The sequence below is a fragment of the Novosphingobium sp. ERW19 genome (assembly GCF_012641315.1).
Lineage (GTDB): Bacteria > Pseudomonadota > Alphaproteobacteria > Sphingomonadales > Sphingomonadaceae > Novosphingobium.
In genome coordinates this window covers 303,239-327,001 of sequence record NZ_JABAIC010000004.1, presented here as the reverse complement: position 1 = coordinate 327,001, position 23,763 = coordinate 303,239, and the positions used below count along the sequence as shown (strand labels likewise).

General features: G+C 64.3%; 26 protein-coding genes. 14 read left to right on the top strand and 12 right to left on the bottom strand.

The genetic code is table 11. From position 1 onward, the window contains the following. Nucleotides 1-37 precede the first annotated feature (37 nt). The 9 genes from HGI46_RS10220 to HGI46_RS10180 form a co-directional block, all read right to left on the bottom strand. The gene (locus tag HGI46_RS10220; RefSeq protein ID WP_168904075.1) at nucleotides 38-379 is read right to left on the bottom strand and encodes a DUF1491 family protein; all 342 of its coding nucleotides are present in this window, start codon (nucleotides 377-379) and stop codon (nucleotides 38-40) included. An 11-nt stretch (nucleotides 380-390) separates the two neighbouring features. Beyond that, nucleotides 391-873, bottom strand: a complete 483-nt coding sequence (locus HGI46_RS10215) for a PaaI family thioesterase (protein WP_168904074.1) — start codon at nucleotides 871-873, stop codon at nucleotides 391-393. After that, nucleotides 863-1,324 (bottom strand): PTS sugar transporter subunit IIA, encoded by a 462-nt coding sequence (locus HGI46_RS10210; protein WP_118072814.1) that lies wholly within the window; start codon nucleotides 1,322-1,324, stop codon nucleotides 863-865. The genes HGI46_RS10215 and HGI46_RS10210 overlap by 11 nt, the downstream gene beginning before the upstream one ends. A gap of 161 nt (nucleotides 1,325-1,485) precedes the next feature. Continuing rightward, the gene (raiA, locus tag HGI46_RS10205) at nucleotides 1,486-2,070 is read right to left on the bottom strand and encodes a ribosome-associated translation inhibitor RaiA (protein ID WP_118072813.1); all 585 of its coding nucleotides are present in this window, start codon (nucleotides 2,068-2,070) and stop codon (nucleotides 1,486-1,488) included. A 68-nt stretch (nucleotides 2,071-2,138) separates the two neighbouring features. After that, nucleotides 2,139-2,840, bottom strand: a complete 702-nt coding sequence (gene dnaQ, locus HGI46_RS10200; RefSeq protein ID WP_168904073.1) for a DNA polymerase III subunit epsilon — start codon at nucleotides 2,838-2,840, stop codon at nucleotides 2,139-2,141. 49 nt (nucleotides 2,841-2,889) lie between these two features. After that, entirely contained in the window at nucleotides 2,890-3,495 is a 606-nt protein-coding gene (coaE, locus tag HGI46_RS10195; protein WP_168904072.1) for a dephospho-CoA kinase, read from the bottom strand. Then, a complete protein-coding gene (aroE, locus tag HGI46_RS10190; RefSeq protein WP_168904071.1) occupies nucleotides 3,492-4,349 on the bottom strand; it encodes a shikimate dehydrogenase in 858 nt (285 codons plus the stop codon). The genes coaE and aroE overlap by 4 nt, the downstream gene beginning before the upstream one ends. Then, complete coding sequence (locus HGI46_RS10185; protein ID WP_168904070.1) at nucleotides 4,346-4,933, bottom strand: nucleoside triphosphate pyrophosphatase; 588 nt, start codon at nucleotides 4,931-4,933, stop codon at nucleotides 4,346-4,348. Before HGI46_RS10185 ends, aroE begins: the two co-directional genes overlap by 4 nt. Next, the gene (locus HGI46_RS10180; protein ID WP_168904069.1) at nucleotides 4,930-5,772 is read right to left on the bottom strand and encodes a pyruvate, water dikinase regulatory protein; all 843 of its coding nucleotides are present in this window, start codon (nucleotides 5,770-5,772) and stop codon (nucleotides 4,930-4,932) included. The genes HGI46_RS10185 and HGI46_RS10180 overlap by 4 nt, the downstream gene beginning before the upstream one ends. A 353-nt stretch (nucleotides 5,773-6,125) precedes the next feature. Between HGI46_RS10180 and hemE the strand changes: the two genes are divergently transcribed. The 10 genes from hemE to HGI46_RS10130 all read left to right on the top strand — a co-directional run bounded on the left by hemE (nucleotide 6,126) and on the right by HGI46_RS10130 (nucleotide 15,809). Continuing rightward, entirely contained in the window at nucleotides 6,126-7,154 is a 1,029-nt protein-coding gene (gene hemE / locus HGI46_RS10175) for a uroporphyrinogen decarboxylase (protein WP_168904192.1), read from the top strand. Nucleotides 7,155-7,237: 83 nt separating this feature from the next. Next, nucleotides 7,238-7,681, top strand: coding sequence for a CopD family protein (locus tag HGI46_RS10170; protein ID WP_168904068.1), 444 nt, complete (start codon nucleotides 7,238-7,240; stop codon nucleotides 7,679-7,681). 519 nt (nucleotides 7,682-8,200) lie between these two features. Beyond that, entirely contained in the window at nucleotides 8,201-9,457 is a 1,257-nt protein-coding gene (gene rho, locus HGI46_RS10165; protein WP_039333211.1) for a transcription termination factor Rho, read from the top strand. A 103-nt stretch (nucleotides 9,458-9,560) separates the two neighbouring features. Continuing rightward, nucleotides 9,561-12,107 carry a helicase-related protein gene (locus HGI46_RS10160; protein ID WP_240946684.1) on the top strand — a complete coding sequence of 849 codons (2,547 nt, stop codon included), beginning with the start codon at nucleotides 9,561-9,563 and terminating at the stop codon, nucleotides 12,105-12,107. 18 nt (nucleotides 12,108-12,125) lie between these two features. After that, nucleotides 12,126-12,410 carry an RNA-binding S4 domain-containing protein gene (locus tag HGI46_RS10155; protein WP_118072806.1) on the top strand — a complete coding sequence of 95 codons (285 nt, stop codon included), beginning with the start codon at nucleotides 12,126-12,128 and terminating at the stop codon, nucleotides 12,408-12,410. A 60-nt stretch (nucleotides 12,411-12,470) separates the two neighbouring features. Beyond that, the gene (gene fdxA / locus HGI46_RS10150) at nucleotides 12,471-12,809 is read left to right on the top strand and encodes a ferredoxin FdxA (RefSeq protein WP_118072805.1); all 339 of its coding nucleotides are present in this window, start codon (nucleotides 12,471-12,473) and stop codon (nucleotides 12,807-12,809) included. Between the two features lie 349 nt (nucleotides 12,810-13,158). Further along, nucleotides 13,159-13,683, top strand: coding sequence for a CarD family transcriptional regulator (locus tag HGI46_RS10145; RefSeq protein WP_011443787.1), 525 nt, complete (start codon nucleotides 13,159-13,161; stop codon nucleotides 13,681-13,683). Between the two features lie 152 nt (nucleotides 13,684-13,835). Then, the gene (locus HGI46_RS10140; RefSeq protein ID WP_168904066.1) at nucleotides 13,836-14,411 is read left to right on the top strand and encodes a hypothetical protein; all 576 of its coding nucleotides are present in this window, start codon (nucleotides 13,836-13,838) and stop codon (nucleotides 14,409-14,411) included. Between the two features lie 181 nt (nucleotides 14,412-14,592). Further along, a complete protein-coding gene (locus tag HGI46_RS10135) occupies nucleotides 14,593-15,354 on the top strand; it encodes a head GIN domain-containing protein (protein WP_168904065.1) in 762 nt (253 codons plus the stop codon). A 107-nt stretch (nucleotides 15,355-15,461) separates the two neighbouring features. After that, nucleotides 15,462-15,809: a hypothetical protein gene (locus tag HGI46_RS10130; protein WP_168904064.1), complete on the top strand. Its 348-nt coding sequence runs from the start codon at nucleotides 15,462-15,464 to the stop codon at nucleotides 15,807-15,809. Here HGI46_RS10130 and HGI46_RS10125 read toward each other — a convergent pair. Further along, a complete protein-coding gene (locus tag HGI46_RS10125; protein WP_168904063.1) occupies nucleotides 15,806-16,753 on the bottom strand; it encodes an L-threonylcarbamoyladenylate synthase in 948 nt (315 codons plus the stop codon). The genes HGI46_RS10130 and HGI46_RS10125 overlap by 4 nt on opposite strands. Nucleotides 16,754-16,834: 81 nt before the next feature. Here HGI46_RS10125 and HGI46_RS10120 point away from each other — a divergent pair, with 81 nt between their 5' ends. Together HGI46_RS10120 and HGI46_RS10115 are read left to right on the top strand one after the other, a co-directional pair. Then, nucleotides 16,835-18,553, top strand: coding sequence for an acyl-CoA dehydrogenase (locus tag HGI46_RS10120; RefSeq protein ID WP_168904062.1), 1,719 nt, complete (start codon nucleotides 16,835-16,837; stop codon nucleotides 18,551-18,553). Nucleotides 18,554-18,578: 25 nt separating this feature from the next. Further along, nucleotides 18,579-19,394 (top strand): DUF815 domain-containing protein, encoded by an 816-nt coding sequence (locus HGI46_RS10115; protein WP_168904061.1) that lies wholly within the window; start codon nucleotides 18,579-18,581, stop codon nucleotides 19,392-19,394. A 132-nt stretch (nucleotides 19,395-19,526) separates the two neighbouring features. Here the strand turns inward: HGI46_RS10115 and HGI46_RS10110 are convergent, their stop codons facing one another. Continuing rightward, a complete protein-coding gene (locus HGI46_RS10110; RefSeq protein ID WP_168904060.1) occupies nucleotides 19,527-20,987 on the bottom strand; it encodes a sorbosone dehydrogenase family protein in 1,461 nt (486 codons plus the stop codon). Nucleotides 20,988-21,086: 99 nt separating this feature from the next. On the opposite strand from HGI46_RS10110, the gene HGI46_RS10105 reads away from it, so the two are divergent. Continuing rightward, entirely contained in the window at nucleotides 21,087-21,569 is a 483-nt protein-coding gene (locus HGI46_RS10105) for a GAF domain-containing protein (RefSeq protein WP_168904059.1), read from the top strand. Between the two features lie 110 nt (nucleotides 21,570-21,679). Then, nucleotides 21,680-22,426 carry a glycine zipper 2TM domain-containing protein gene (locus HGI46_RS10100; protein ID WP_168904058.1) on the top strand — a complete coding sequence of 249 codons (747 nt, stop codon included), beginning with the start codon at nucleotides 21,680-21,682 and terminating at the stop codon, nucleotides 22,424-22,426. 77 nt (nucleotides 22,427-22,503) lie between these two features. On the opposite strand, the gene HGI46_RS10095 is transcribed toward HGI46_RS10100, so the two are convergent. Next, the gene (locus HGI46_RS10095) at nucleotides 22,504-23,658 is read right to left on the bottom strand and encodes an acyl-CoA dehydrogenase family protein (protein ID WP_118074592.1); all 1,155 of its coding nucleotides are present in this window, start codon (nucleotides 23,656-23,658) and stop codon (nucleotides 22,504-22,506) included. Between the last annotated feature and the right edge of the window lie 105 nt (nucleotides 23,659-23,763).

Sequence of the window (23,763 nt, the reverse complement as noted above, 5' to 3'; positions counted from 1 at the left end):
GGCCTTTATTGTGCGCTGCAGAAGAGTCAACCCGCGTTCAGCCAGCAGAAAGGTTGTCCCGGACGAACCGTTCGCGATCCGCGACGGTCAGTTCGACTATCCACACGTCGGGATCCTGTTGCATTCTGCGGCTCAGATAGTCTTCAAATTCCTGTTTATTGTCAGTTACTTGCACCTTGGAAACGCGCCATTGGCGGCGTCCATCAAGGTCTGGCATGCGCTCGTAAAGCACGGCAAGCGACTGATTTTCCAAGATAACAATCAGTATGGTGCCGCCGTCGCGTTCGCCCTTGTGCAGCACCATGCCGAAGCCGCCGTCGGCCTGCACGGCACGGACGATTCCCTGGACTTCGAGATGTGCCGGGAGCCGCGAGTCCACAATTTGGCCGATCAGGCGAGCGCGGCGCGCAGGCCGGCGTTGTAGCCATCGAGACTGGACAGGGGGATGCGCGAACGCTGGAACGTACCGGTGCCACGGCCCACTTCCTCGCCGTCCTCGTCGATCAGGCGGGCTTCGGCCACAAGCACGCGACGGCGTCCCGAGACCCAATGCCCTTCCGCAGTGACGCGCCCGCCCTTGATCGGGCGGCTGAAGAACAGGTTGAACGAAGTGGTCAGCAGGAAACGGTCGGTAACCAGCGTATTCGCCGCGTAGAACGCCGCGTCGTCGAGCATCTTGAAATAGATCGTGCCATGGGCGGCACCTGCAGCGTGGAAGCAGGATGGCGAGACATCGAAATGGATGCGGGACAGGCCTTCACCGATGATTTCCAGCCGCGATTCGAACAGGCTGTTGACCGGCGCCGAAGCGTAAAGGCCTTCCAGCGCGCGCCAGTGCAGGCTTGCGCTGTCGGCGCCGTGCTCAGGCGGCATCGCGATCGATGACGTTGACGAGCAGCCCGTAGATCGCATCGGCATCAGTGGCTGAGACCAGACGCTCGTGCATGCGTTCGTCGCGCATCAGGCGCGAGATCGCCGCGAGGGCCTGAAGATGTGTGGCACCCGCCTGCGAGGGCGAGAGCAGGCCGAACACGCAATCGACCGGCATGCCATCGGCGGCGGCGAATTCGACCGGATTCTCCAGCCGGAAGAACACCGCAACCGGCCGTTCCAGACCGTCGATACGGGCGTGGGGAATGGCAACGCCCCGGCCAAAGCCCGTGCTGCCAAGCTTTTCGCGCTCCTCGATCCCGTCGATGACCACTTCGGCGTCAAGCGCGTAGACCGACGCGAAGCAGGCGGCGAGATCGGCAAGGATCTGCTGCTTGGAATCGGCGCGGATGACGCGGACAGCTTGTGGATCGAGTTGGAACAGAGCCGACATACGAAAAAACGTATCACATGAGTGCAAAGGCACGGTGAATTGGGGCGCGCCATGCTCCCGAATGCGGGGGAAGGCAAGCGCAATCGGTTTGTGCAGCGATGCTCCGACCGAATGCAAAGGGGGCGCCGGAACACCCCCCTCCTTTATTATCCTGGCCCGATCTACTTCGGTTCGACCCAGCCAATCGAACCGTCACCGCGGCGATAGACCATGTTGTGCATGCCGGTGCCGGCGTTCTTGAACAGCAGCGCATTGGTATTGCGCAAGTCGAGCATCATCACCGCGTCCGAGACGCTGGCGGTGGGCACGTCGACACGGGTTTCGGCGATGACCAGCGGTGCGTCGGCCGGTTCATCCTCGCTCACCTCGTCGTGGACGAAGACGGTATAGGCCGCTTCCTGCGGTTCGAACGCAGCTTCCTCGGCCTTGCGGGCGTGATCGGCGCCTTCGTGGCGGTCCTTGATGCGGCGGCGATAGCGGCGCAGCTGCTTCTCGATCTTCTCGGCCGACTGGTCGAGCGCGACGTGGGCGTCCTGCGCCACGGCGCTGCCCTTGAGGATCAGGCCCTGCGTCACATGCGTGACGATATCACATCGGAAGCCCCCGTGCGGGGCCTTGCCCAAGGTGACGTTCGAGGAAAGCGCTCGGGAAAAGTGCTTGTCGACGATGGCGCCAAGGCGCTCCTCGGCATGGGTCTGCAGTGCAGCGCCGGTTTCGACCTGGTGTCCCGAAACGCGAATATCCATAAGTCACTTCTCCTGTCACTCGGGCGAGACGCCCGGTCTTGCTGAACCATCCGCACTGCGGGTTGGTTTCAGCGCGACCAGATCGGCTCGGCAAAGCCCGCCATGAATTCGGCATGACGGGCAAGCTCCTCGGCGCTCGCGGCATGCGGGCGCGGGGAACGGAAGGTGCGGGTCAGGCTGGAGGTGACGGTGATCGACTCCTCCACCACAACAAGACCGGCTGCGCCAGCGGCATCTGCCGCCAGTTCGAGGCCGATCTGCCGCCCGCCCATCAGCTCTACATAGAGCTGGGCGAGCAGTTCCGCGTCCAGTAGCGCCCCGTGCTTGGTGCGGTGGCTGCGGTCTATGCCGTAGCGGGTGCACAAGGCATCGAGGCTGAGCTTGGCACCGGGGTGCTTGCGCCGGGCGATCGCCACCGTATCGACCATGCGATCACGGCTGACGGGTTCGCGCCCGCACATTTCCAGCTCGTTGTTGATGAAGCCGAAATCGAATCCGGCGTTGTGGGCGACCAGCGGCGAGTCGCCGAGGAAGTCGAGCAGCGCGTCAGCTTCGGCGGCAAACTTGGGCTTGTCGGACAGGAACGTGGATGACAGGCCGTGGACGGCCTCGGCCTCGGCCGGCATGTCGCGTTCGGGATTGAAATAACAATGGAAAACCTGGCCAGTAGGCACCCGGTTGACCATTTCGACGCAGCCGATCTCGACCAGCCGATCCCCGCTTTTCGGGTCCAGTCCGGTCGTCTCGGTATCGAAAACGATCTCACGCATTGAAGAATATGTGGACCCCTCGTGGCGGGCTGACAAGGGGTTGCGAAGGTTACTGGCGGGGGTTTTTTTCCCGGATGGCCGCAACCAGCGCGGCGACTTGCGCCTCGGTCTCGGCAAGGGTGACGCCGGTATCGATCACGTGGGTGGCGCGCGCGCGCTTTTCGGCGTCAGGCACTTGCAGAGAGAGAATGTGGGCGAATTTTTCGGGCGTCATGCCGGGGCGGGCGAGCACGCGCTGCCGCTGCACCTCGGCGGGGGCGGAGACGACCATGACCGCGTCGAGATCGGCCCCATGGCCCTTTTCGAACAGCAGCGGAATGTCGAAGACGACGAGCGGCTCGCCCATGTGCTCGACCATGAAGGCGTGGCGCAACCGCGCGACCGCGGGGTGGACGATGGCCTCCAGCCGCTTCAACGCTTCCGGATCGCCGAAGACCTGCGCGCCCAGCTCCTGCCGCTTGACGCCTTCGGGTCCGGTGGTGCCGGGGAAGGCTTGCTCGATGGCCGGGAGCAGCTCTCCGCCCGGGCCCTGGAGATGGTGGACGGCGGCATCGGCATCGAACACCGGCACGCCCAGTTCGCGCAGCATCAGCGCCACGGCGGACTTGCCCATGCCGATCGAACCGGTGAGGCCGAGGATGTAAGGGCGGCTCATCCCAGGATTCTCGCCCGAAGGTCGGCGTCCGCCTCTCCGCGTGGTGGAACGGCGCCAAAGAAGCGGCGGAAGGCATGATCGGCCTGTCCGATCAGCATCGACAGGCCATCGACCGTGCGGAATCCGGCGGCCTTCGCGGCTTTCAGGAATTCGGTTTCGAGCGGGCTGGTGACGATGTCGTAGAACACCGAGCCGGGCGGGGCGTGGCTCATGTCGAAGGCGAGCGGCGCTTGCCCCGTCATTCCGAGCGAGGAGGCATTGACCACGAGATCGAAGCAGCCTTCGCGATTGTCGAAGGCGAAGTCGGTGGCGTCGGCGAAATGTTCGAGCGGGGCGACGTGGTGTTCGCCCTGCGGGTCGAGTTCATCGAGCAGGGCGCGGGCCTTGTCGACGTTGCGGCCGGCCAGCACCACGACCATGTGCTCGTCCGCCAGCGCGGCGATGATCGCCCGCGCCGCGCCGCCCGTGCCGAGAACGCGGGCCATGCGGAAGTAGTGGGTCTTGGCCAGTTCCTCGCGCAGGGGTTCGAGAAAGCCGGGCGCGTCGGTATTGTAGCCAACCAGCGCTCCGTCTTCTGGCACCACGGTGTTCACGGCGCCGATGCGCTCGGCCAGCGGATCGAGCCGGTCGAGCAGCGGAATCACCGCCTGCTTATGCGGCATGGTGACATTGCAGCCGCGCCAGTCGGGATCGGTGCGGCGCGCGGCGAGATAGTCGGCGAGCTCTTCGGCCTTCACATGGGCGCGATCATAGCGCCCCGAAAGGCCGAGCTTTTCCAGCCAGAAGCCGTGGATCACCGGAGACTTGGACTGAGCGATCGGATCGCCGATCACTTCGGCATAAGGAAGACTCAAGACGGCAACTCACCCTGTTCGCGCAATGCACCGAGCAGCGCCAATAGCGGCATCCCCAGCACAGTGAAGTGGCTGCCTTCGATCGTTTCAAACAGTTGCACGCCCAGCGCCTCGATGCGGAACACGCCGACGCAGCCGGAAACCTCCGGCCATTCCCTGTCGAGATAGCTCTGGATAAATTGGGGAGAAAGCGCGCGGACCCGCAGGTTTGCGGTCTCGCAGGTTTTCCACACCACCTTGCCATCGCGCATCAGAACGGCGGCGGAATGGAGTTTCATGTCCTTGCCGGAGAAGAACTCAAGATGCTCCGCGGCATTCTCGCGGCTCGTCGGCTTGTCGAACTGGCGGCCGCAGACTTCGACCATCGAATCCCCGCCGAGCACCAGCCGTCCGGGCATGGCGAGCGACACGGCAAAGGCCTTGGCTTCGGCAAGCACGCTGGCGATCTGGCAGCCGGTAACGCCGATCAGCTCGCGCTTGATCGCACCTTCATCGACGTCGGACGAACGCGTCTCGAACGGCACGCCTGCCGCCTCGAGCATCATCCGGCGCGAGAAGCTCTGGCTCGCCAGTACCAGTGTCATATCGGTTTTGCTCCATCGCCGCTGCCGCCCGCAGCGCCGCGTTCGTTGTAGAGATTGATCACGGCAGCGGCCGTTTCCTCGATCGAGCGGCGCGAGACGTCGATCACCGGCCAGCCGTTGTCGGCAAACATGCGCCGCGCGTATTGCACTTCGCGCGTCACCTGTTCGTTGTCGACATAGGCAGTCTCGGGGGCCTGATTCAAGGACAGCAGCCGATTGCGACGCACCGCGATCAGGCGTTCCGGGCTGGTGGTGAGGCCAACCACCATCGGGCGGCGCAAGGAGAACAGCATCGACGGCGGCGGGCTTTCCACCACGATCGGGATGTTGGCGACCTTGTAGCCGCGGTTGGCGAGGTAGATCGAGGTCGGCGTCTTCGAACTGCGCGAAACGCCGGCCAGCACGATGTCGGCCTCTTCCCAATTTTCCCAGTTCACTCCGTCATCATGGGCGATGGTGAACTGGATCGCATCGACGCGCGCGAAATAGGCCTCGTCCATCATGTGCTGGCGGCCCGGCCGGGCCTTGGCCTGAACCCCGAGCTGCTGCTCGAGCGCGTCGGTCACGGCATCGAGTGCCGGGACCATCGGCAAGCCCAACGCAGCGCAGCGCTGCTCCAGCCGGGCGCGGGTTTCGGTATTGACCAGCGTGAACAGTACGAGCCCCGGATTTGCGGCAATTTCGCCCATGATGCGGTCGAGATGCTGCATCGAGCGGACCATCGGCCAGAAATGCCGGACCACGTCGGCGCCATCGAACTGCGCGAGCGCCGCCTTGGCGATCATTTCCAGTGTTTCGCCGGTGGAATCCGACAGGAGGTGCAGGTGCAGACGCTGCATTTGCGGACTTTCAAAGGGTGTCCGGCAGGGGGTCCGGACGGGGTCGGGATGACTCTGTGGAAACAGCACCGATAAACCACGGGACAGAGTCAGGGACAAGTTTCAGCGTGAGATTCACTCTCGATCCGAGTCCTGTTCAGGGCCATTTGTGGACAAGTGGACAGCGTTTTCCCCAGCCTGTGGAGAGCGGTGAGAACTTCGCGTTGACTCACATGCTGTCCAGAGTCGCGAACAGCAAAAAGTGTGGAAGCGGGCTCACAAATCGGGCAGTGACAGGCAATCCCCGGTTTCCACAGGGCCAACAAACACCTTCAACCTGATTCTAAGAATCTATTTTAGTGGATTGGATCGAAATGCCCGGCCCGTTGCTCAGGACACTTCAGGGTGAGAATCTTTCCCGTCGGCCGATCTGGCTGATGCGCCAGGCGGGGCGCTACCTGCCCGAATACCGCGAGTTGCGCGCGGAAAAGGGCGGTTTCCTGGCGCTGGTCTATGACACTGACGCCGCGGCAGAAGTGACCGTGCAGCCGATCCGCCGCTTCGGTTTCGACGGTGCGATCCTGTTCTCGGACATCCTGATCGTGCCCTATGCGATGGGTCAGGATCTCAAGTTCCTCGTCGGCGAAGGCCCGGACCTGTCTCCTCGCCTGCTCGACGTGGCGCTGGAAAGCCTTGTCGCGGTGCCTGAGCGCCTTTCGCCGATCTACGAGACGGTGGCCAAGGTGAAGGCACAGATCGGCCCTGAGACGACGCTGCTGGGCTTTGCCGGAAGCCCATGGACGGTTGCCACATACATGGTGGCAGGCGAAGGCAGCCGCGATCACCACGACACCCGTGCGCTGGCCTATCGCGATGCCGGCCAGTTCCAGGCAATCATCGATGCGATCACGCAAGTGACGATCGAGTACCTTTCGGGTCAGGTCGAAGCCGGCGCCGAAGGCTTGCAGCTGTTCGATTCATGGTCGGGCAGCCTTGCGCCTGCCGAGTTCGAGCGCTGGGTGATCGCGCCCAATGCGAAGATCGCGGCCGAAATGCAGCGCCGTTATCCGCACGTGCCGGTGATCGGCTTCCCCAAAGGCGCGGGCGAAAAGCTTGCCGCCTATGCCCGCGAGACCGGCGTCAATGCCGTGGGCGTGGACGAGACCATCGACCCGCTGTGGGCCGCGCGCGAGATGCCGGCGGGCATGCCGGTGCAGGGCAATCTCGATCCGCTGCTGTTGCTGGCGGGTGGGCCGGAACTGGAAAAGCAGACTCACCGCGTGCTCGAAGCCTTCGCCGACCGCCCGCATGTGTTCAACCTTGGCCACGGCATTGGCCAGCACACCCCGATCGAAAACGTCGAGGCGCTGCTCAAGATCGTGCGGGGCTGGTCGCGCGACTGAACCTTTTCGGGCACTTGCAAACCATGGTTTCCGCGCCGAAATAGCCCTCAGCAGGGGCGCACTGGCAGGCGGAGCCGCAACAGATGCAGCAGGTATTGGCGATGCTCTATCTCTGGCTCAAGGCGGGCCATGTCATCTTCGTGATCTTCTGGATGGCCGGCCTGTTCATGCTGCCGCGCTTCTTCGTCTATCATCAGGAAGCGCCGGAAGGTTCGCCCGAGAATGCGATCTGGGTGGATCGCGAGCGCAAGCTTATGAAGATCATCATGTGGCCGGCGCTGGTGGTGGTGTGGGTGCTCGGCCTGCTGCTGGCCGTGGACATCGGCGCGTTTGCGCAAGGCTGGTTCCACCTCAAGCTGGCCTTCGTGCTCGTGCTGACGGCCTACCACTTCTGGCTGGCGAACTATGCGCAGCAACTAGCGCAAGGCGTTCGCAAACTGTCCGGCAAGAAACTGCGCATGCTCAACGAGATCCCCGGCATTGCCGCTGCAGTGATCGTGATCATGGTGATCGTGAAGCCGTTCTGATTCCGGTTTCACGCAAAGACGCGAAGACGCAAAGAGGTTGCGATTGCCGCAGGCGATGTGCGTCAATCAATTGCCGCGATTGTTCACTCGCCTTCGCCGAAGCGCAACATCTTCGCGCCTTTGCGTCTTCGCGTGTGAAATCCTTGTTTAGCCGCGCAAGGTCCGCAATCCATCTCGCATCGCATTGCGCACCAATCGCAAAGGCGAGCGCGGCAGGTGCTTCCATTGCGAGCCCCAGGCGTTGGCCGGAGTATCGTGTGCCTGCGGGCGAGGGAAAGCTTCGTTGCGGCGGGGCAGTCTGATCATGTGCCGTTCCTCTCGAAAGACCGGTTTTCCGGTTTGATGCCGGGAGGATACCACCCCCCTGCCCCTATCCACAATTGACTATCGGCTGGCGCAGGCATATCTGCGGCGAACCGGAATGCAGATGTGCTGCCGATCGATGCAGCCGCCCTCTCGCTTTCTCCAAGCCCTTCAGAGGTTTCCGGCCATCTATCCAACCCTTTGGAAAAACACGAAATGCACCTGAAGGAACTCAAGCAGAAGACCCCCGCCGAGCTGGTCCAGATGGCCGAAGAGCTTGAGGTCGAAGGCGCCAGCACCATGCGCCGCCAGGACCTGATGTTCGCCATCCTCAAGGAAATGGCGGAAGACGGCGAGGAAATCCTCGGTATCGGCACCATCGAAGTCCTGCCTGACGGCTTCGGCTTCCTGCGCAGCCCCGAGGCGAATTACCTCGCCGGGCCGGACGACATCTACGTTTCACCCAACCAGGTCCGCAAGTGGGGCCTGCGCACCGGCGATACCGTGGAAGGCGAAGTCCGCGCGCCCAAGGATGGCGAGCGCTATTTCGCGATCACCCGCCTGATCAAGGTCAACTTCGACGAGCCGGAGGCCGTGCGCCACCGCGTCAACTTCGACAACCTCACCCCGCTCTACCCGAACGAGCGCTTGAAGCTCGACACGCTCGACCCGACGGTCAAGGACAAGTCGGCCCGCGTGATCGATCTGGTCAGCCCCCAGGGCAAGGGCCAGCGCGCGCTGATCGTCGCGCCGCCGCGCACCGGCAAGACCGTGCTGCTGCAGAACATGGCCAAGGCGATCACCGACAACCATCCGGAAGTCTTCCTGATCGTGCTGCTGGTCGACGAGCGTCCGGAAGAAGTCACCGACATGCAGCGCAGCGTGAAGGGCGAGGTCATCTCCTCGACCTTCGACGAGCCTGCCACGCGCCACGTGCAGGTTGCCGAAATGGTGATCGAGAAGGCCAAGCGCCTGGTCGAGCACAAGCGTGACGTCGTCATCCTGCTGGATTCGATCACGCGCCTTGGCCGCGCCTACAACACCGTGGTGCCGTCATCGGGCAAGGTGCTGACCGGCGGTGTCGACGCCAATGCCCTGCAGCGCCCCAAGCGCTTCTTCGGCGCGGCGCGCAACATCGAGGAAGGTGGCTCGCTTTCGATCATTGCGACGGCCCTGATCGATACCGGCAGCCGCATGGACGAAGTGATCTTCGAAGAGTTCAAGGGCACCGGCAACAGCGAAATCGTGCTGGACCGCAAGGTTGCCGACAAGCGCATCTTCCCCGCGCTCGACGTCGGCAAGAGCGGCACCCGCAAGGAAGAGCTGCTCGTGCCGAAGGACCAGCTTTCGAAGATGTGGGTCCTGCGCCGCATCCTCATGCAGATGGGCACCGTCGATGCGATGGAATTCCTGCTCGACAAGATGAAGGATTCGAAGACCAACGAAGACTTCTTCGCGACGATGAACCAGTAACTCCGGGAATCGGCAAGCGCCCGAAGCGCGCGAGAATCGAGGGCGGGGATAAATTCCCCGCCCTTTCTTGTTTATGGGCATCATGCCCGCCACATTCAGACACATGGCCCCGCGCAATCCTGCCCAGCCTCGGAGACCTGCGCATACCGGCGTGGTCAAGGCGGTGCTCGGGCCGACCAACACCGGCAAGACCCACCTCGCGATCGAGCGGCTCTGCGCGCATTCCTCGGGCGCGATCGGCTTTCCGCTGCGGCTGCTGGCGCGCGAGGTCTATGACCGGGTCTGCGCGATCAAGGGCGCGGACAATGTCGCGCTGATCACCGGCGAGGAGAAGATCGAGCCCAAGGGCGCGCGCTGGCACCTCTGCACGGTCGAGGCCATGCCCTCGCGCCCCGATCTTGCCTTTGTCGCGCTCGACGAGGCCCAGCTTTCCGCCGATCCCGAGCGCGGTCACGTCTTCACCGACCGCCTGCTGCATACCCGCGGCCGCGAGGAGACAATGCTGCTCGGTTCCTCCACGCTGGAGCCGATGATCAAGGCGCTGGTGCCCGAGGCCGAAGTGGTCACCCGCCCGCGCTTTTCGACGCTGAGCCATGTCGGCGCCAAGAAGCTCTCGCGCATTCCGCCGCGCAGCGCGATCGTCGCGTTCAGCGCCGAGCAGGTCTACGTCATGGCCGAGATGCTGCGGCGCTTCAGGGGCGGCGCGGCAGTGGTCATGGGTGCATTGAGCCCGCAGACCCGCAATGCCCAGGTAGCGATGTATCAGGCGGGCGAGGTCGACTACCTCGTGGCGACCGATGCGGTGGGCATGGGCCTCAACCTCGACGTGCACCATGTGGCCTTCGCCGGCCTCTCCAAGTTTGACGGTCACCGCCAGCGACGGCTCACCACCGCAGAAATGGCGCAGATTGCCGGGCGCGCCGGGCGTCACCAGCGCGATGGCACTTTCGGTACGTTAGCGGGCGCGGGTGGCACCAATCCCGAGTTCACCGACGAGGAAATCTACGCGATCGAGGAACACCGCTTCCCGCCCCTCACCCGTCTGTTCTGGCGCGAGGCGGAGCCGCGGTTCGACAATCTGGCCGCGCTGATCGAGGACCTCGAAAGCATTCCCCCGCGCCCCGAACTGGTGACGCCGCCCCAGGCCATCGACCTCGCCGTGCTCAAGCGCCTCGCCGAAGATCCCGAAACTGTTGCCAGCGTGCGTGGCAAGCGTGCGGTCGAACGCTTCTGGGAGGTCTGCCGCCTGCCCGACTTCCGCTCGCAGGGCGAGGAAACGCACAGTCGCTTTGTCGCCCGCCTGTGGCAGGACTTGCGCCACGGCTACCTTGGCGCAGACTACGTGGCGCAGGCGATTGCCCAGTTGGACAATCCTTCCGGGGATATCGACACGCTGCAGGCGCGCGTCTCGGCGATCCGTTCGTGGGCCTATATCGCGCAGCGGCCGGACTGGGTGCTGGCCAAGGAAGAAATGTCGGCCCGTGCCCGCGCGGTCGAGGCGCGGCTGTCCGATGCGCTGCACGCGCGGCTGACCGAACGCTTCGTCAACCGCCGCACCGCGGTGCTGATGCGCAAGGCCGGCGCTGACGCCTCGCTGCTGCCGGTGCGCCTGGCGGACGAAGGCGCAGTTCTCGTCGATGACGAGCCGATCGGCCACCTCGAAGGCTTCCGCTTCGTCGTCGATCCCCTCGCCCGCGCCGAGGATCGTCGCCTGCTTCTGGCTGCGGCCGAGCGCCACCTGCCGGGCCTGCTGCGCCATCGTGCCAAGGCTCTGGCTGAAGCGGCGCGTGAATCGAACGGCATCGCGTTCGAGGACACTGCGCTGGTCTGGCAGGACACGGTGGTTGCCAAGCTCGAGCGCGGGCGGGCGATGCTGGCCCCTCGGCTCAAGCCTGATGTCGCGCTGGACCGGCTTGCTCCCGACGACAAGGCTGAGGTGGTCGCGGCGCTGGAGGCATGGCTGCAGGCGCAACATCAGCGCCATCTCAAGCCCCTGCTCGCGCTCGACGATGCGAGCCGCGATCCCGCTTCGGGACCTGAGCTGCGCGCGTTGCTGCTTCACCTGGTCGAAGCGGGTGGGGTGCTGGTGCGGGAGGGCTCGGGACTGGACCGGCTCGACGCGGGCCAGCGCCAGCGCCTGAAGAAGCTGGGCGTCCGCATTGGTGCGCTTGATCTGTTCCTGCCCAACGCCTTGCGGCCGGGCGCGATGCAGGCGTGGCACCGTCTGGCGCGCATCTGGGGCAAGCCCGCGCCCCTGCCGCCCGAGACAATGCAGCCCGTGGTCCATACCAGAATCGCTCCTGCCGGATACCGCCGCCTCGGCAACGAGGCCTTGCGCGTCGATCTGGCCGAAAAGCTGCTCCACGCCGCGCACGCCACGCGCATGGGGACGAAGGCGAAACGCGTGTTCCTCGATCCTGCGGTGGCGCGATCGATGAGCCTTTCTACCGCCGCCTATGCAGCGCTGCTGCGCGCCGGTGGCTTTCGCGTGCACATGGGCCGGAGCCTGCCCGAAAAGGCATACGGCCCACCGCATCCGCCGTTGTGGGACTGGCGGCCATCGCGCCGCGAACCTGCAGCCGACCCGGAAAGACCCAAGCCGCCACCCACCGGCGCATTCGCCGCGCTTGCCGAACTGGTGGCGCGATAGGACAAGGAGAGAGCCTGCTTGCGGATCGACAAGTTCCTCTGGTTCACCCGTTTCGCCGGCAGTCGCGGCCTTGCCCAGGACTGGGTTTCCGCCGGCCATATTCGCCTCAACGGCCGCCGGATCGAGCGATGCAGTGCCGGTATCAAGCAAGGCGACGTGCTGGTCCTGCCGATGCGCAGCCGGGTGACGGTGATCGAAGTTCTCGCCATCCCCGCCCGGCGCGGTCCGGCAACCGAAGCGCAATCGTGCTATCGCGTGGTCGAAATTCCTGACCAATCGTCACCCGGTCAAGCGCCCGCTTGACGGGGCGGCCCAAAGGCCTCTAGCACGGCCTCAAACGAAGACCTGAGGGATCAAATCGCCATGACCTACGTCGTCACCGACGCCTGTATCCGTTGCAAGTTCATGGACTGCGTCGAAGTGTGCCCCGTTGACTGCTTCTACGAGGGCGAGAACATGCTGGTGATCAACCCCAGCGAGTGCATCGACTGCGGCGTGTGCGAACCGGAATGCCCGGCAGAAGCGATTCTGCCCGATACCGAATCCGGGCTTGAGCAGTGGCTTGAACTGAACGCCAAGTATTCGGCGGAATGGCCGAACATCACCGCCAAGAAGGATGCGCCCGAGGACGCCGATGAGCACAAGGGCGAAGAAGGCAAGTTCGACAAGTACTTCTCTGCCGAACCCGGCGAAGGCGACTGATTCCAGCAGGTTGCAGGGGTCGGCGGCTGAAGTCGCCCTTGCCCTTCCATCCCTCTGCCGGCGCAGCGTAAGGCGTTTGTTGGCTCCGCAACGGAGACAGCAAACGATTTCCGCTGCGCTGCAGTGCGTTCAGGGGTGGTAATTTTGTTGCCGAAGTGTTATATCATGCCCCAAGCGCCGGTGGGTTCATGCCTGTCCGGCGTCTTTTCACCACGAAAAACGGCAGGACAAGAACAGCAACCGGATCGCAAGCCTCGCATGACCGTCGATCCGGCGGACTCATGCCTATTTCCCCCAAGGCTTCGCTAACCTCCGTTTGCCAGTCCTGCCCGCGTCGAAAGGATTACCAATGGCAGGTAAGGCTCTCGCCTTCGATGTTGGGGACTACGTCGTTTATCCGAAGCATGGTGTCGGCCGGGTGGTCGAACTTCAGGACGAAGAAATTGCCGGCATGAAGCTGCAGCTCTACGTGCTGCGCTTCGAAAAGGAACGCATGACTCTGCGCGTTCCGGTCAACAAGGTTGAAGCGATCGGCATGCGCAAGCTGTCGTCCGACAAGACGCTGCGCGAAGCGCTCGATACGCTCAAGGGCAAGCCCAAGGTCAAGCGCACCATGTGGTCGCGCCGTGCCCAGGAATACGAAGCGAAGATCAACTCGGGCGACCTCGTGTCGATCGCCGAAGTGACGCGCGACCTGTTCCGTGCCGATGATCAGCCGGAACAGTCCTACTCGGAGCGCCAGATCTTCGAAGCAGCCTCCTCGCGCCTCGCCCGCGAACTCGCGGCGATGGAAAAGACTGACGAGCCTGCCGCGCTCAAGAAGATCCTCGCGATCCTCAACGAACACGCGCCGAAGTATTACGAAACGGCCTGATCCGTTTCACGCACTGGTGCATGAAACAGGCCTCCGGGAAACCGGGGGCCTTTTTCGTTGCGATGGAAGCATTGTCTCTGGCTTTTCACATTGTCCTGAAGGACCATCCCGGCGGTCGGAGCGCTCTTTGGCCTGACTTGGGGGATTACTTTGTGAAATCTGCTGCACTTGCCCTTTTGCCCGTTTTTCTGCTGACGGCCCTTCCCGTACAGGCGAAAGCCTCGGCTATCTCGTATGACTGCGATACCCGGGGCGACCATTTCTCGGAGCTGTTGCTGCCGGTCCCTGATGGATCGGTTACGGTCACCGGGAAGGTGCAGGTCCGGGATCTCGCGGAGTTCAAGAAGTACGCGCCCTTGGTGCGGATCGGATTTGCACAGTCTGCAGGCAATCCCGGTGAAGCGCCGGTGGATATTGCCGGCATCAAGATCACCGCGATGCCGGCCAAGCTGGTCGACAAGTCGATCAAGGACCCCAAGCTGGCTATCCAGCTTCTGCAGTGGGACGAGTTTGCCGGCGGCAAGGAAGTCGAAAGCGAACCGATCAATGTGCTGCCGGTGGGTGAGGCCCTGCCGTTCTCGCTGCGGTTGACCGGCACCTCGGTCTCGATCAACTTTGCCGGAAGCAAAAGGACATTTGCCACAGAGATCAATTCGCCAGTCGTGCGAGTCATTTGCTCGACCGGGGAATTTCTGTTCACCGATCTGTCGATCTCGTCGACGGGTTGATCGTCGCGGGCCTTTGTCTCGAACGACCAACTCCTGCCGTGGCTCCACCAACGACTTGGCCGATATCGTATCACCGTGTTATATCGGCAATACAGTTAGGAATGGCGGCAGGAGTGACTTCGTCATGTTCAGGAATTTCGTTCGTGCCCCCCTTTTACGGACATTGGCGGGTGTTGCCGTCATGGGTCTGGCCACTGCGCTGGCTGGTTGTGACGGCGGCAACATCTCGTTCAATGGTAAGAAGGGCGTTCCGCTTGCCGATCTCGACATGAGCGGCGCTGCGCCGACCGGAATTGCACTTCTGGGTCCGGACAATGTCCGTATCACCCGGGGCGACAAGCTGGCGATCACGGTCGAGGGCGAAGGCGCCGACAAGCTGCGTTTTGCCCTGTCGGAAGGCCAGCTTGGCATCACGCGCGAGGATTGGAAGCTTGGCCAGTCAACCCGCGCGGCCACGGTCAACGTCACGCTTCCGGCGTTGAACGAGGTCGTGCTCGCCGGTTCCGGCAACCTGACCACCGACCAGCTCGGCGGCGATGATGCGAAGATCACCGTCGCCGGATCGGGTGTGGTCGAGGCGCGCGCGATCGACGCGCAGAAGCTCGGCATCGACGTGGTCGGTTCGGGCAAGCTGCGCGCCGCTGGCAAGGCGAGGGAACTGAAGATGACCGTGGCCGGCAGCGGCGATGCCGAAATGGACGGGCTGACGGTCGACGAGGTCAAGGTCGACGTCGCCGGTTCGGGCAACGCCCGCTTCGCCTCCAACGGCCACGTCAACGCCAACATCATGGGTTCGGGCGAAGTGCGCGTGTTCGGCCGCGCCACCTGCAAGGTCAGCGCCATGGGCTCGGGCAAGCTGGTCTGCGAGAACGGTGTCACGCCGAACAGCGATGACGCGGACGCGGCCCCGGTGGAGGCGACTGCTGAAGCCGACGAGCAGTGATCTTCTGCAGGACCTGCACCGGATCGGCGCGGCAAGGACCAAACCGGTGCAGGTCCTGCTTGCCAAGTATTTAGCAGGGTGGGATTTTTCCCTTGAGGGAGAAGTCCATGCGTCATCGCCTCATAGCACTTTCCATTCTCGCGTTCGCGCTGTCAGGCTGCGTCGCCAAAAGCGCGTTCGATCTGGCGACGGCACCGGTGCGGGTGGGCGCAAAGGCGATCGACACCACCGCCGGCGTCTACGATCGCATGACCGTCAGCGAGTCCGAGCGGGATCAGAAGCGCGGCCGCGAAATCCGCCGCCGCGAAGAGCGTTATGGCAAGCTGTCACGCGAATATGACAAGGCTCGCCAAGATTGCAGCCGAGGCGACGATGACGCATGCGAGGATGCCCGCAGCATTTATGCCGAGATGGACGCGATGCGCGCCAGCGTGCCTTACGAAGCTCGCGACTAGGCAGCAGCGCGGCGCAAGCGGTCGTTGATCGCCACGCCGATGCCATGGTCGGGGATCGGCGCCACGGCGATAAGCGGCTGCGGCGCTGCCGAGCCGTGATGCAGGCAGGCGTAGAGCCGCGCCGCTGCCTCCGCCAGATCGCCCGAAGCAGACAGCGTCACGTCTCCGGCGATGTCGCCGAAACCGATCAGGAACTCCCCTGCCCCCGCCTCCGCAGCGTTCAGTCGCACCGGCTTGCCCGGGGCGTAGTGGCTCGCCAACTGCCCGGGAGCCTCGATCTTTGCTGACGTCATGGCGGCGCTTTGTTCGCCCAGAACGCCGGCAATTTCGGCCTCGGTGATCGGGCCTGGCCGCAACACGGTCCACGACCCATCCGCGCGCAGGCCGACGATGGTGGATTCGATTCCTTGCCGCGTTTCCCCGCCATCGAGGATCAGATCGACGCGGTCACCCAGCGAGGCTGCGACATGGGCTGCACTGGTCGGGCTCACTCCGCCCGAGCGATTCGCCGACGGCGCAGCGAGCGGTAATCCACAGGTTTTCAACAGGGCCTGCATCACCGGATGTGCCGGGCAGCGCAGGGCTACTGTCGGCAATCCGGCACTGACTGCGGGGGCTAATCCTGCGCCCTCGCGCAGGGGCAGGACCATGGTCAGGGCGCCGGGCCAGAAGGCTTTTGCCAGGTTTCTCGCGCGCTCGTCGAACCGGGCCAGAGCTTCGGCTGCCGTAACGTCGGGCACGTGCACGATCAGCGGGTTGAAATCGGGCCGACCCTTGGCCCGATAGATCCCGGCCACCGCCGCATCGTCGTCGGCGCGGGCGGCCAGGCCATAGACCGTCTCGGTCGGCACGGCGACAGTTCCGCCGCGCGTTATCACCTGCGCGGCAAGCTCCAGTCCTCGGGCGTCGGACAGATGCACTTTGGAAGGCTTTGTCGGCTCCATCAGGCTCGCTATAGGGAGAGCCAGGCCCCGCGCCAAGCGCACATGCCCTGCGCCTGAGATTGCGCGAGACAGGAGAGGACGATGACTTTCACGCCGCCCACCGCCGACCAGCTGCTCGCCATCCGCGTGAGCGCCGGGATCGACGAACTGGCCCAGAGCGAACGCTTTGCCGCCGCCACGCCCGATCTGGTCGAGGCGATCGTCGAGGGCATTGGCGCGTTCGCCGCGGGTGAATGGGCACCGCTCCATCGCGCGGGCGACCAGATCGGCGCAAAGTGGCGCGATGGTGAGGTCACTCTCCCGCCCGGCTATGTCGATGCCTACAAGGCCTTCGTCGAGCAGGGCTGGAACTCGATTGCCGGGTCGACCGAGTTCGGCGGGCAAGGCCTGCCGTTTACGCTGGCCACGGCAACGCTCGAAACGCTGGGCGCGGCCAACATGGGCTTCACCCTGCTGCCGATGCTCACAGTCGGCGCGATCGAGGCGCTGGAGCATCACGGCAGCGAAGCGCAGAAGGCGATGTACCTGCCCAAGCTGATCAGCGGCGAATGGTCGGGCACGATGAACCTGACCGAACCACAGGCCGGCTCCGACGTGGGTGCCCTGCGCACCACCGCCACGCCGATCACCGAAGGGCCGCACGTCGGCAAGTGGCGCATCGTCGGCACCAAGATCTACATCACGTTCGGCGAGCATGACGCGGCTGACAACGTCGTCCATCTCGTTCTTGCCCGCACCCCCGGTGCGCCGGAGGGTTCGCGCGGCATTTCGCTGTTCATCGTTCCGAAGTTTCACGTGGAACAGGATGGTTCTATCGGCGCCCGCAACGACGTGCGCTGCGTCTCGATCGAGCACAAGCTCGGCATCCACGCCTCGCCCACCTGCGTGATGAGTTATGGCGACGAGGGCGAATGTATCGGCGAGATGGTCGGCCATGAGAATGGCGGCCTGCGCGCGATGTTCACGATGATGAACTCGGCCCGCATCAATGTTGGCAGCCAGGGCGTCCAGATCGCCGAGCGCGCGTTCCAGCAGGCGCGGGCCTATGCGCGAGACCGCGTGCAGTCGGCCCGCGCCGGTGCGGCCGGCAAGGCCCCGGTCGCGATCATCGAGCATCCCGACGTGCGCCGTATGCTGATGCGCATGCGCGCCCTGACCGAAGGCAGCCGCGCCCTGCTCTACTACACGGCAGGCCAGGTCGACCGCGGCGCGCTCGGCAATGACGCGGCGCAGAAGCGCGCCGAACTGCTGGTGCCGATGCTCAAGGCGTGGGGCACCGATATCGGCTGCGAAGTCGCCAGCCTCGGCATTCAGGTCCACGGCGGCATGGGCTTCATCGAGGAAACCGGCGCCGCCCAGCACCTGCGCGATTCCCGCATCGCCCCGATCTATGAAGGCACCAACGGCATCCAGGCGGCAGACCTCGTCACGCGCAAACTCGGTTACGACAACGGCGGTGTGCTGCAGGCACTGATGGCCGAAATCGCGTCCGAGATGGAAGACGTCCCCGAGGTCGCGGCTCTGGCCAAGGATGCCGCTGCGATCGGCCAGTGGATGAGCACGACCGCCTCGCTTGACGACAAGCTGGCAGGCTCCGTGCCCTTCACCACGATGTGCGCGGTTGCCGTTGCCGGGTGGCAGTTGGCCCGCCAATCGCGCGCATCGGACCTGCACAGCAAGATCGCCGTGACCAAGTTCTTCAACCGCGTGATCGTGCCCGAGGCGCGCGGCCTCGGCTCCTCGGCGATGGCGGGCGCAGCGCTGCTCTACGATCTCGACAGCGAGGCGCTTGCCGGATAACCGCCGGCCCGATAATCGCCTGGCCATGACCGACGCCCTGCTCACCCGCATCGCCGAGGCGCTGGAGCGCCTTGCCCCGCCGCGCGGGGCCAGTGCCGATTGGCTCGCCTTCCCCGCCTATGTCTGGGACGGCAAGGCGGCGCGCGGGATCGATCCGTTGGAAGCGCCCGCGTTGGGTCTGATGCAGGGGATCGACAAGCAGAAGGCAGCCGTGGTCGAAAACGTCGCGCGGCTTTCGCGCGGTGCTGCGGCGCATGACATGCTGCTGTGGGGCGCGCGCGGTATGGGCAAGTCGGCTCTGCTGCGGGCGGCAACGCTGGCGGCGCAGACCGCGCTGCCCGGTTCCATCGCACTGGTGCAGGCCAGCCCTGACGCTGGCCTGGCTGATCTTTTCGCGATCCTGCGCAAGATCGACCGTCGCTTCCTCGTCTTCCTCGACGATCTCGGTTTCGACGCGGGCGACAGCGACGGCGCGCGCAAGTTGCGCTCGTGGCTGGAAGGCGGCGTAGAGGCGCGACCGGCAAACGTGCGCCTCGCGGTAACGTCTAACCGTCGCGCGATCGTGGAGCGCCATCTTTCCGAGCAGGACGATCCAATCAACCCACGCGACGTGGTGGACGATCGTCTCGCCCTTGCCGACCGCTTCGGCCTGAGCCTTGGCTTCCACAACTGCACGCAGGACGATTACCTCGCGATCATCGCCGGCTACGCCGCGCACTTCGGCCTGGCCTATGAGGAAGGCGATGCCCTGGAATGGTCAAAACGCCGCGGCGGGCGCTCCGGCCGCGTGGCGTGGCAGTACGTCAACGAACTGGCAGGACGGGCTGGCCGGTCGCTCTGATCTGCCCACCCCGCGGCGACTGACCTCGCCTCCAGCTCGCCAAGTCTCTCAGCCCTCCCGCGTGTGGGAGGGTATAAGCGCGATCTTACGCCCCTCTCGCAGGCAGGAGGGTTCAGGGGTGGGCAAAAGCGCTTACTGCTGCGGCTTCATAAGGTCCGAATCTGCGTTCGGCTTCATGATGAACTTGCCGGTGCCCTTGGGCTGGGGCGGTGCCGTGCGCGTCGGGAGTGGCGTGATCGCGGCTGCCGGTTTTGCCCCCGGCGCAACCACGCGCCAGATCACGCCGCCGGTATCGTCGCTGACCAGCAGCGCGCCATCCTTGGCAAAGGCGACCCAGGTCGGGCGTCCGTGCGCGGTGTTTTCGTCGGCAAGGAAGCCGGTCAACACCGGCACCGGCGGATTGGGCAGGACGTTGCCGCGCGTGTCGAACTTCACGAAAACGACGTCATAGCCCGACAGCGGACGGCGGTTCCATGAACCATGGCGCGCGATGAACGCGCCCTGCTGGAACTTGTCGCCCATCAGGTTGCCGCCCTTGGCGAAGGTAAGGCCGAGCGGCGCCACATGCGCGCCAAGGCCATATTCCGGCTTGCGCACATAATCGAGCATGTATTCCGGCATCGGCGCCGTCACGCGCTGGTCGATATTGTTCTTCCAGTAGACCCACGGCCAGCCATAGTTCGCGCCGAACGGCACGTTGGTGAGGTAATCGGGCACGAGGTCCGATCCGAGCATGTCGCGCTCGTTGACCACGGTCCACAGTTCTTCGCTGTAGGGATTGAAGTCCAGACCGTTCGGGTTGCGCAGGCCGCCTGCATACTCGAACGACTTCTTCTTGGCGAAATCGTACTGGTGGATCGAAGCGCGGCGATATTCGGCATCGATGCCACCCTCGGCGATGTTCGAGGCGGAGCCAACCGTGACGTAAAGCTTCGAACCATCCGGCGAAAGCAGCAGGTTGCGCGCCCAGTGGTTGCCGCCGCCGGGCAGGTCCATCAGCTTTTCGGGGCTGCCCGTCAGCGTGGTCTGGCCCAGTTCATAGGGGAACGAGAGCACCGCATTGTGGTTCGCTACCAGCAGGCGCCCTTCGCGGAAGGCCATGCCGAACGGCGAATCCAGCGCCGGGTTCTCCATCACGAAGCGCTGCTCGGCCTTGCCATCGCCATCGCCATCGCGCAGCAGCACGATCTTGTTGGGCGAAGGGCCGCCCGCGCCGACCTTCCTGAACAGATAGCCCATCACCGCGCCGGTGATGCCTTCGACCTTGCGCGGTGGCGAATTGGTCTCGGCAACCAGAACATCGCCGTTGGGCAGGGTCACCACGGTGCGGGGGTGATCGAGCTTGTCGGCAAAGCGGGTGACCTGCAGGCCCTGGGCTGCGACCGGCGCCTCGCCATCCTTCCAGCCAATCGGGTCGGCCGTCTTGATCGTCGGGATCGTCTGGCCCTCAGGCCGCGCCAGCTTGGGTTTCGGGCCCGAGGTTTCGTTGAGCGTGTACTCGGCCGAGGACCCGTGGATCGACCAGGCAACCCAGGCGGCAACGATGGCGACGATCACGAGCAGCGCGATCAGCAGTTTCTTGAGAAGCTTCATGCCCTGGAATCTAGGCCTGACCGTGTCTCAGGGCAATGGCACACCTGTGCGAAGTTGCGCGGCGCGACTTTTCGGTCCGGTTGCGCTAGATGCCCTGCCATGTTCACATTCGCACCCACCGACGGCCAGAGCCGCGCCGAACTCCACGCCGATCTCCTCGAGGCCGCCAAGGCCCTCACCCATGGCGAGCCCGACGGCATCGCCAACATGGCCAACCTTGCCGCGCTGATCTGGCAATATCTGCCGGATCTGAACTGGGCAGGCTTCTATCGCATGGTCGGCGGGGAGCTCGTGCTCGGCCCCTTCGTCGGCAAGCCAGCCTGCATCCGTATCGCGCTCGGCTCGGGCGTATGCGGCACGGCGGCGGCGACCGCCACGACCCAGCTCGTGCCCGATGTGCACGCCTTTCCGGGCCATATCGCGTGCGACGCGGCAAGCCGTTCCGAACTGGTCGTGCCGGTGATTCGCGATGGCGCGGTAATCGCGGTGATCGATCTCGACAGCCCCTCGCCCGACCGTTTCGACGAGGACGATGCGCGCGGGATCGAGGCGCTGGCGGCAGCAATCGCGACCCGTATCTGATTCCTGCCCCGATTCGGGACAGACGGGACTCTCGCCCCCCTGAAACCTTGGTTTTATGCGGGTCATGATGGTAAGTTTGCGGTTAACGAACCTTTTCAGGGGCAAACCGCATGCTTCGTCGTCTCTTGATCGCAGCTGTTGCGCTGGGTGCAGTGTCATCTCCGGCCTTGGCTGGTGAACACCGTCGTCCCGGTCCCGTCAGCGGTGGGTGGCAGGGCAGCTACACCGGTGGTTATTACGGCGGTGCGACTGGTCCCGTCTATTACCCGCCCATGATCGGCGCGCCCTATCCCACGGTGGTGATGACCCAGCCCGTGGTGGATGCGCCGCCGCCGCCGCCACCTCCGCCGCCGCAGGGCTACTATCCCCAGGCCTATCCGCAGCCAGATCCGCGCTGGGCCGAGATGAACGAGCGTTGCGCCAAGGTCTATGGCGACAAGGGCGTCGGTGGCGCGCTGCTCGGCGGCGTCGTTGGAGGCGTGGCGGGCAACCGCATCGCCGGCAAGGGCAACCGCGTGCTCGGCACGGTCGCCGGTGCTGCCGTCGGTGCAGTGGCTGGCAATGTGATCGACAAGGCCGAGGACAAGGGCCTGCGCCGCGAATGCGACGATTATTTCGCCTCGCTCCCGCCGCAGCCCTATCCCGGTGGGCCCTTCCCCGGAGCCTATCCGGGCTATTATCCCGGCTACGCGCCCTATGGCTATGTGATGGTCCCGGTCATGCTGCCCCCGCAGAAGCCCTGCGTTGAAAAGACCGTCGTGACCGAAACCTGGGTCGAGACAAGGCGCGCCCGCGTGATCCCGCGGCGTCCGGTTCGCGACAAGCGGGTCAAGGAAAAGCGCGTCTACACCGGCTGAACCGGCAGAATGTCAGAGGAAAGGGTCCGCCCTCCGACCTGGAGAGCGGGCCCTTTCGTTTGCATCAGCTTTTTTGATCAGAGCTTGCGCCCGATCAGTTCCTTCATGATCTCGTTGGTGCCGCCGAAGATGCGCGTCACGCGCGCACCGCGCCATGCACGGGCAATCGCATACTCGTTCATGTAGCCTGCGCCGCCATGGAGCTGGAGGCACTTGTCCATCACTTCCCATTGCAGTTCGGTGTGCCACAGCTTGGCCGCGGCGCCTTCCTCGGCGGTCAGTTCCTTCTTCAGGTGCCGAGCCAGCGCCCAGTCGAGGTGCGCCCAGCCCACCTGCAGCTTCGCCTTGATGTCGGCCAGCGTGAAGCGGGTGTTCTGGAAATCGAGAATCGGCTTGCCGAACGCCTTGCGTTCGCGGGTAAATTCGACCGTATCGTCAAACGCCTTCTGCGCCGAAGCCTGCGCGCTGACGGCAATCGACAGGCGCTCCTGCGGCAGCTCGCTCATCAGGTAGATGAAGCCCTTGCCTTCTTCGCCCAAGCAGTTGGTGATCGGCACGCGCACATCTTCGAAGAACAGCTCGGACGTATCGGCCTCGTCCTGGCCGATCTTGTCGAGATTGCGCCCGCGTTTGAAACCTTCGCGGTCGGCTTCGACCAGCACGATCGAAACACCCTTCCAGGCCGGCTGCACTTCGGTGTCGGTCTTGCAGCACACCAGAATCAGGTCGGCGTTCTGGCCATTGGTGATGTAGGTCTTCGACCCGTTGATCACGTAATGGTTGCCGTCCTTCTTGGCCGTGGTCTTCATACCCTGAAGGTCTGAGCCGGTGCCGGGTTCGGTCATGGCGATGGCGGTGATCACCTCGCCCGAAACCATCTTGGGCAGCCACTTCTTCTTCTGCTCTTCCGAGCCGTAGGAGACGATGTAGTTGACCACGATGTCCGACTGCAGCGAGAAGCCGGTGGCCACGCGGCCGTAATAGGCGCTCTCTTCGTCGACGATCGCATTGTAGCCGAAGTCGAGGCCGAGCCCGCCGTATTCCTCGGGCACTGTCGGGCACAGCAGGCCGAGCTCGCCAGCCTTGGGCCAGATGCTCTTGGGCACGATGCCCGCCTCGGCCCATTCGTTCGAATGCGGCGCTACCTCGTCCTGCAGGAAGCGGCGGACGGTCTGGCGGAAGGCTTCGTGGTCTTCATTATAGGCTGTGCGCGGGATCAGGTCGAGCGACATGGCCATTCTCTCCGGTTCTGGTTGTTTGCACGCAGCCTATGCGCACAAGCCCGTCCCGGTCAACGAGAATTAATCGACCAATTAATGTCCGATGGTGCAGGCAAT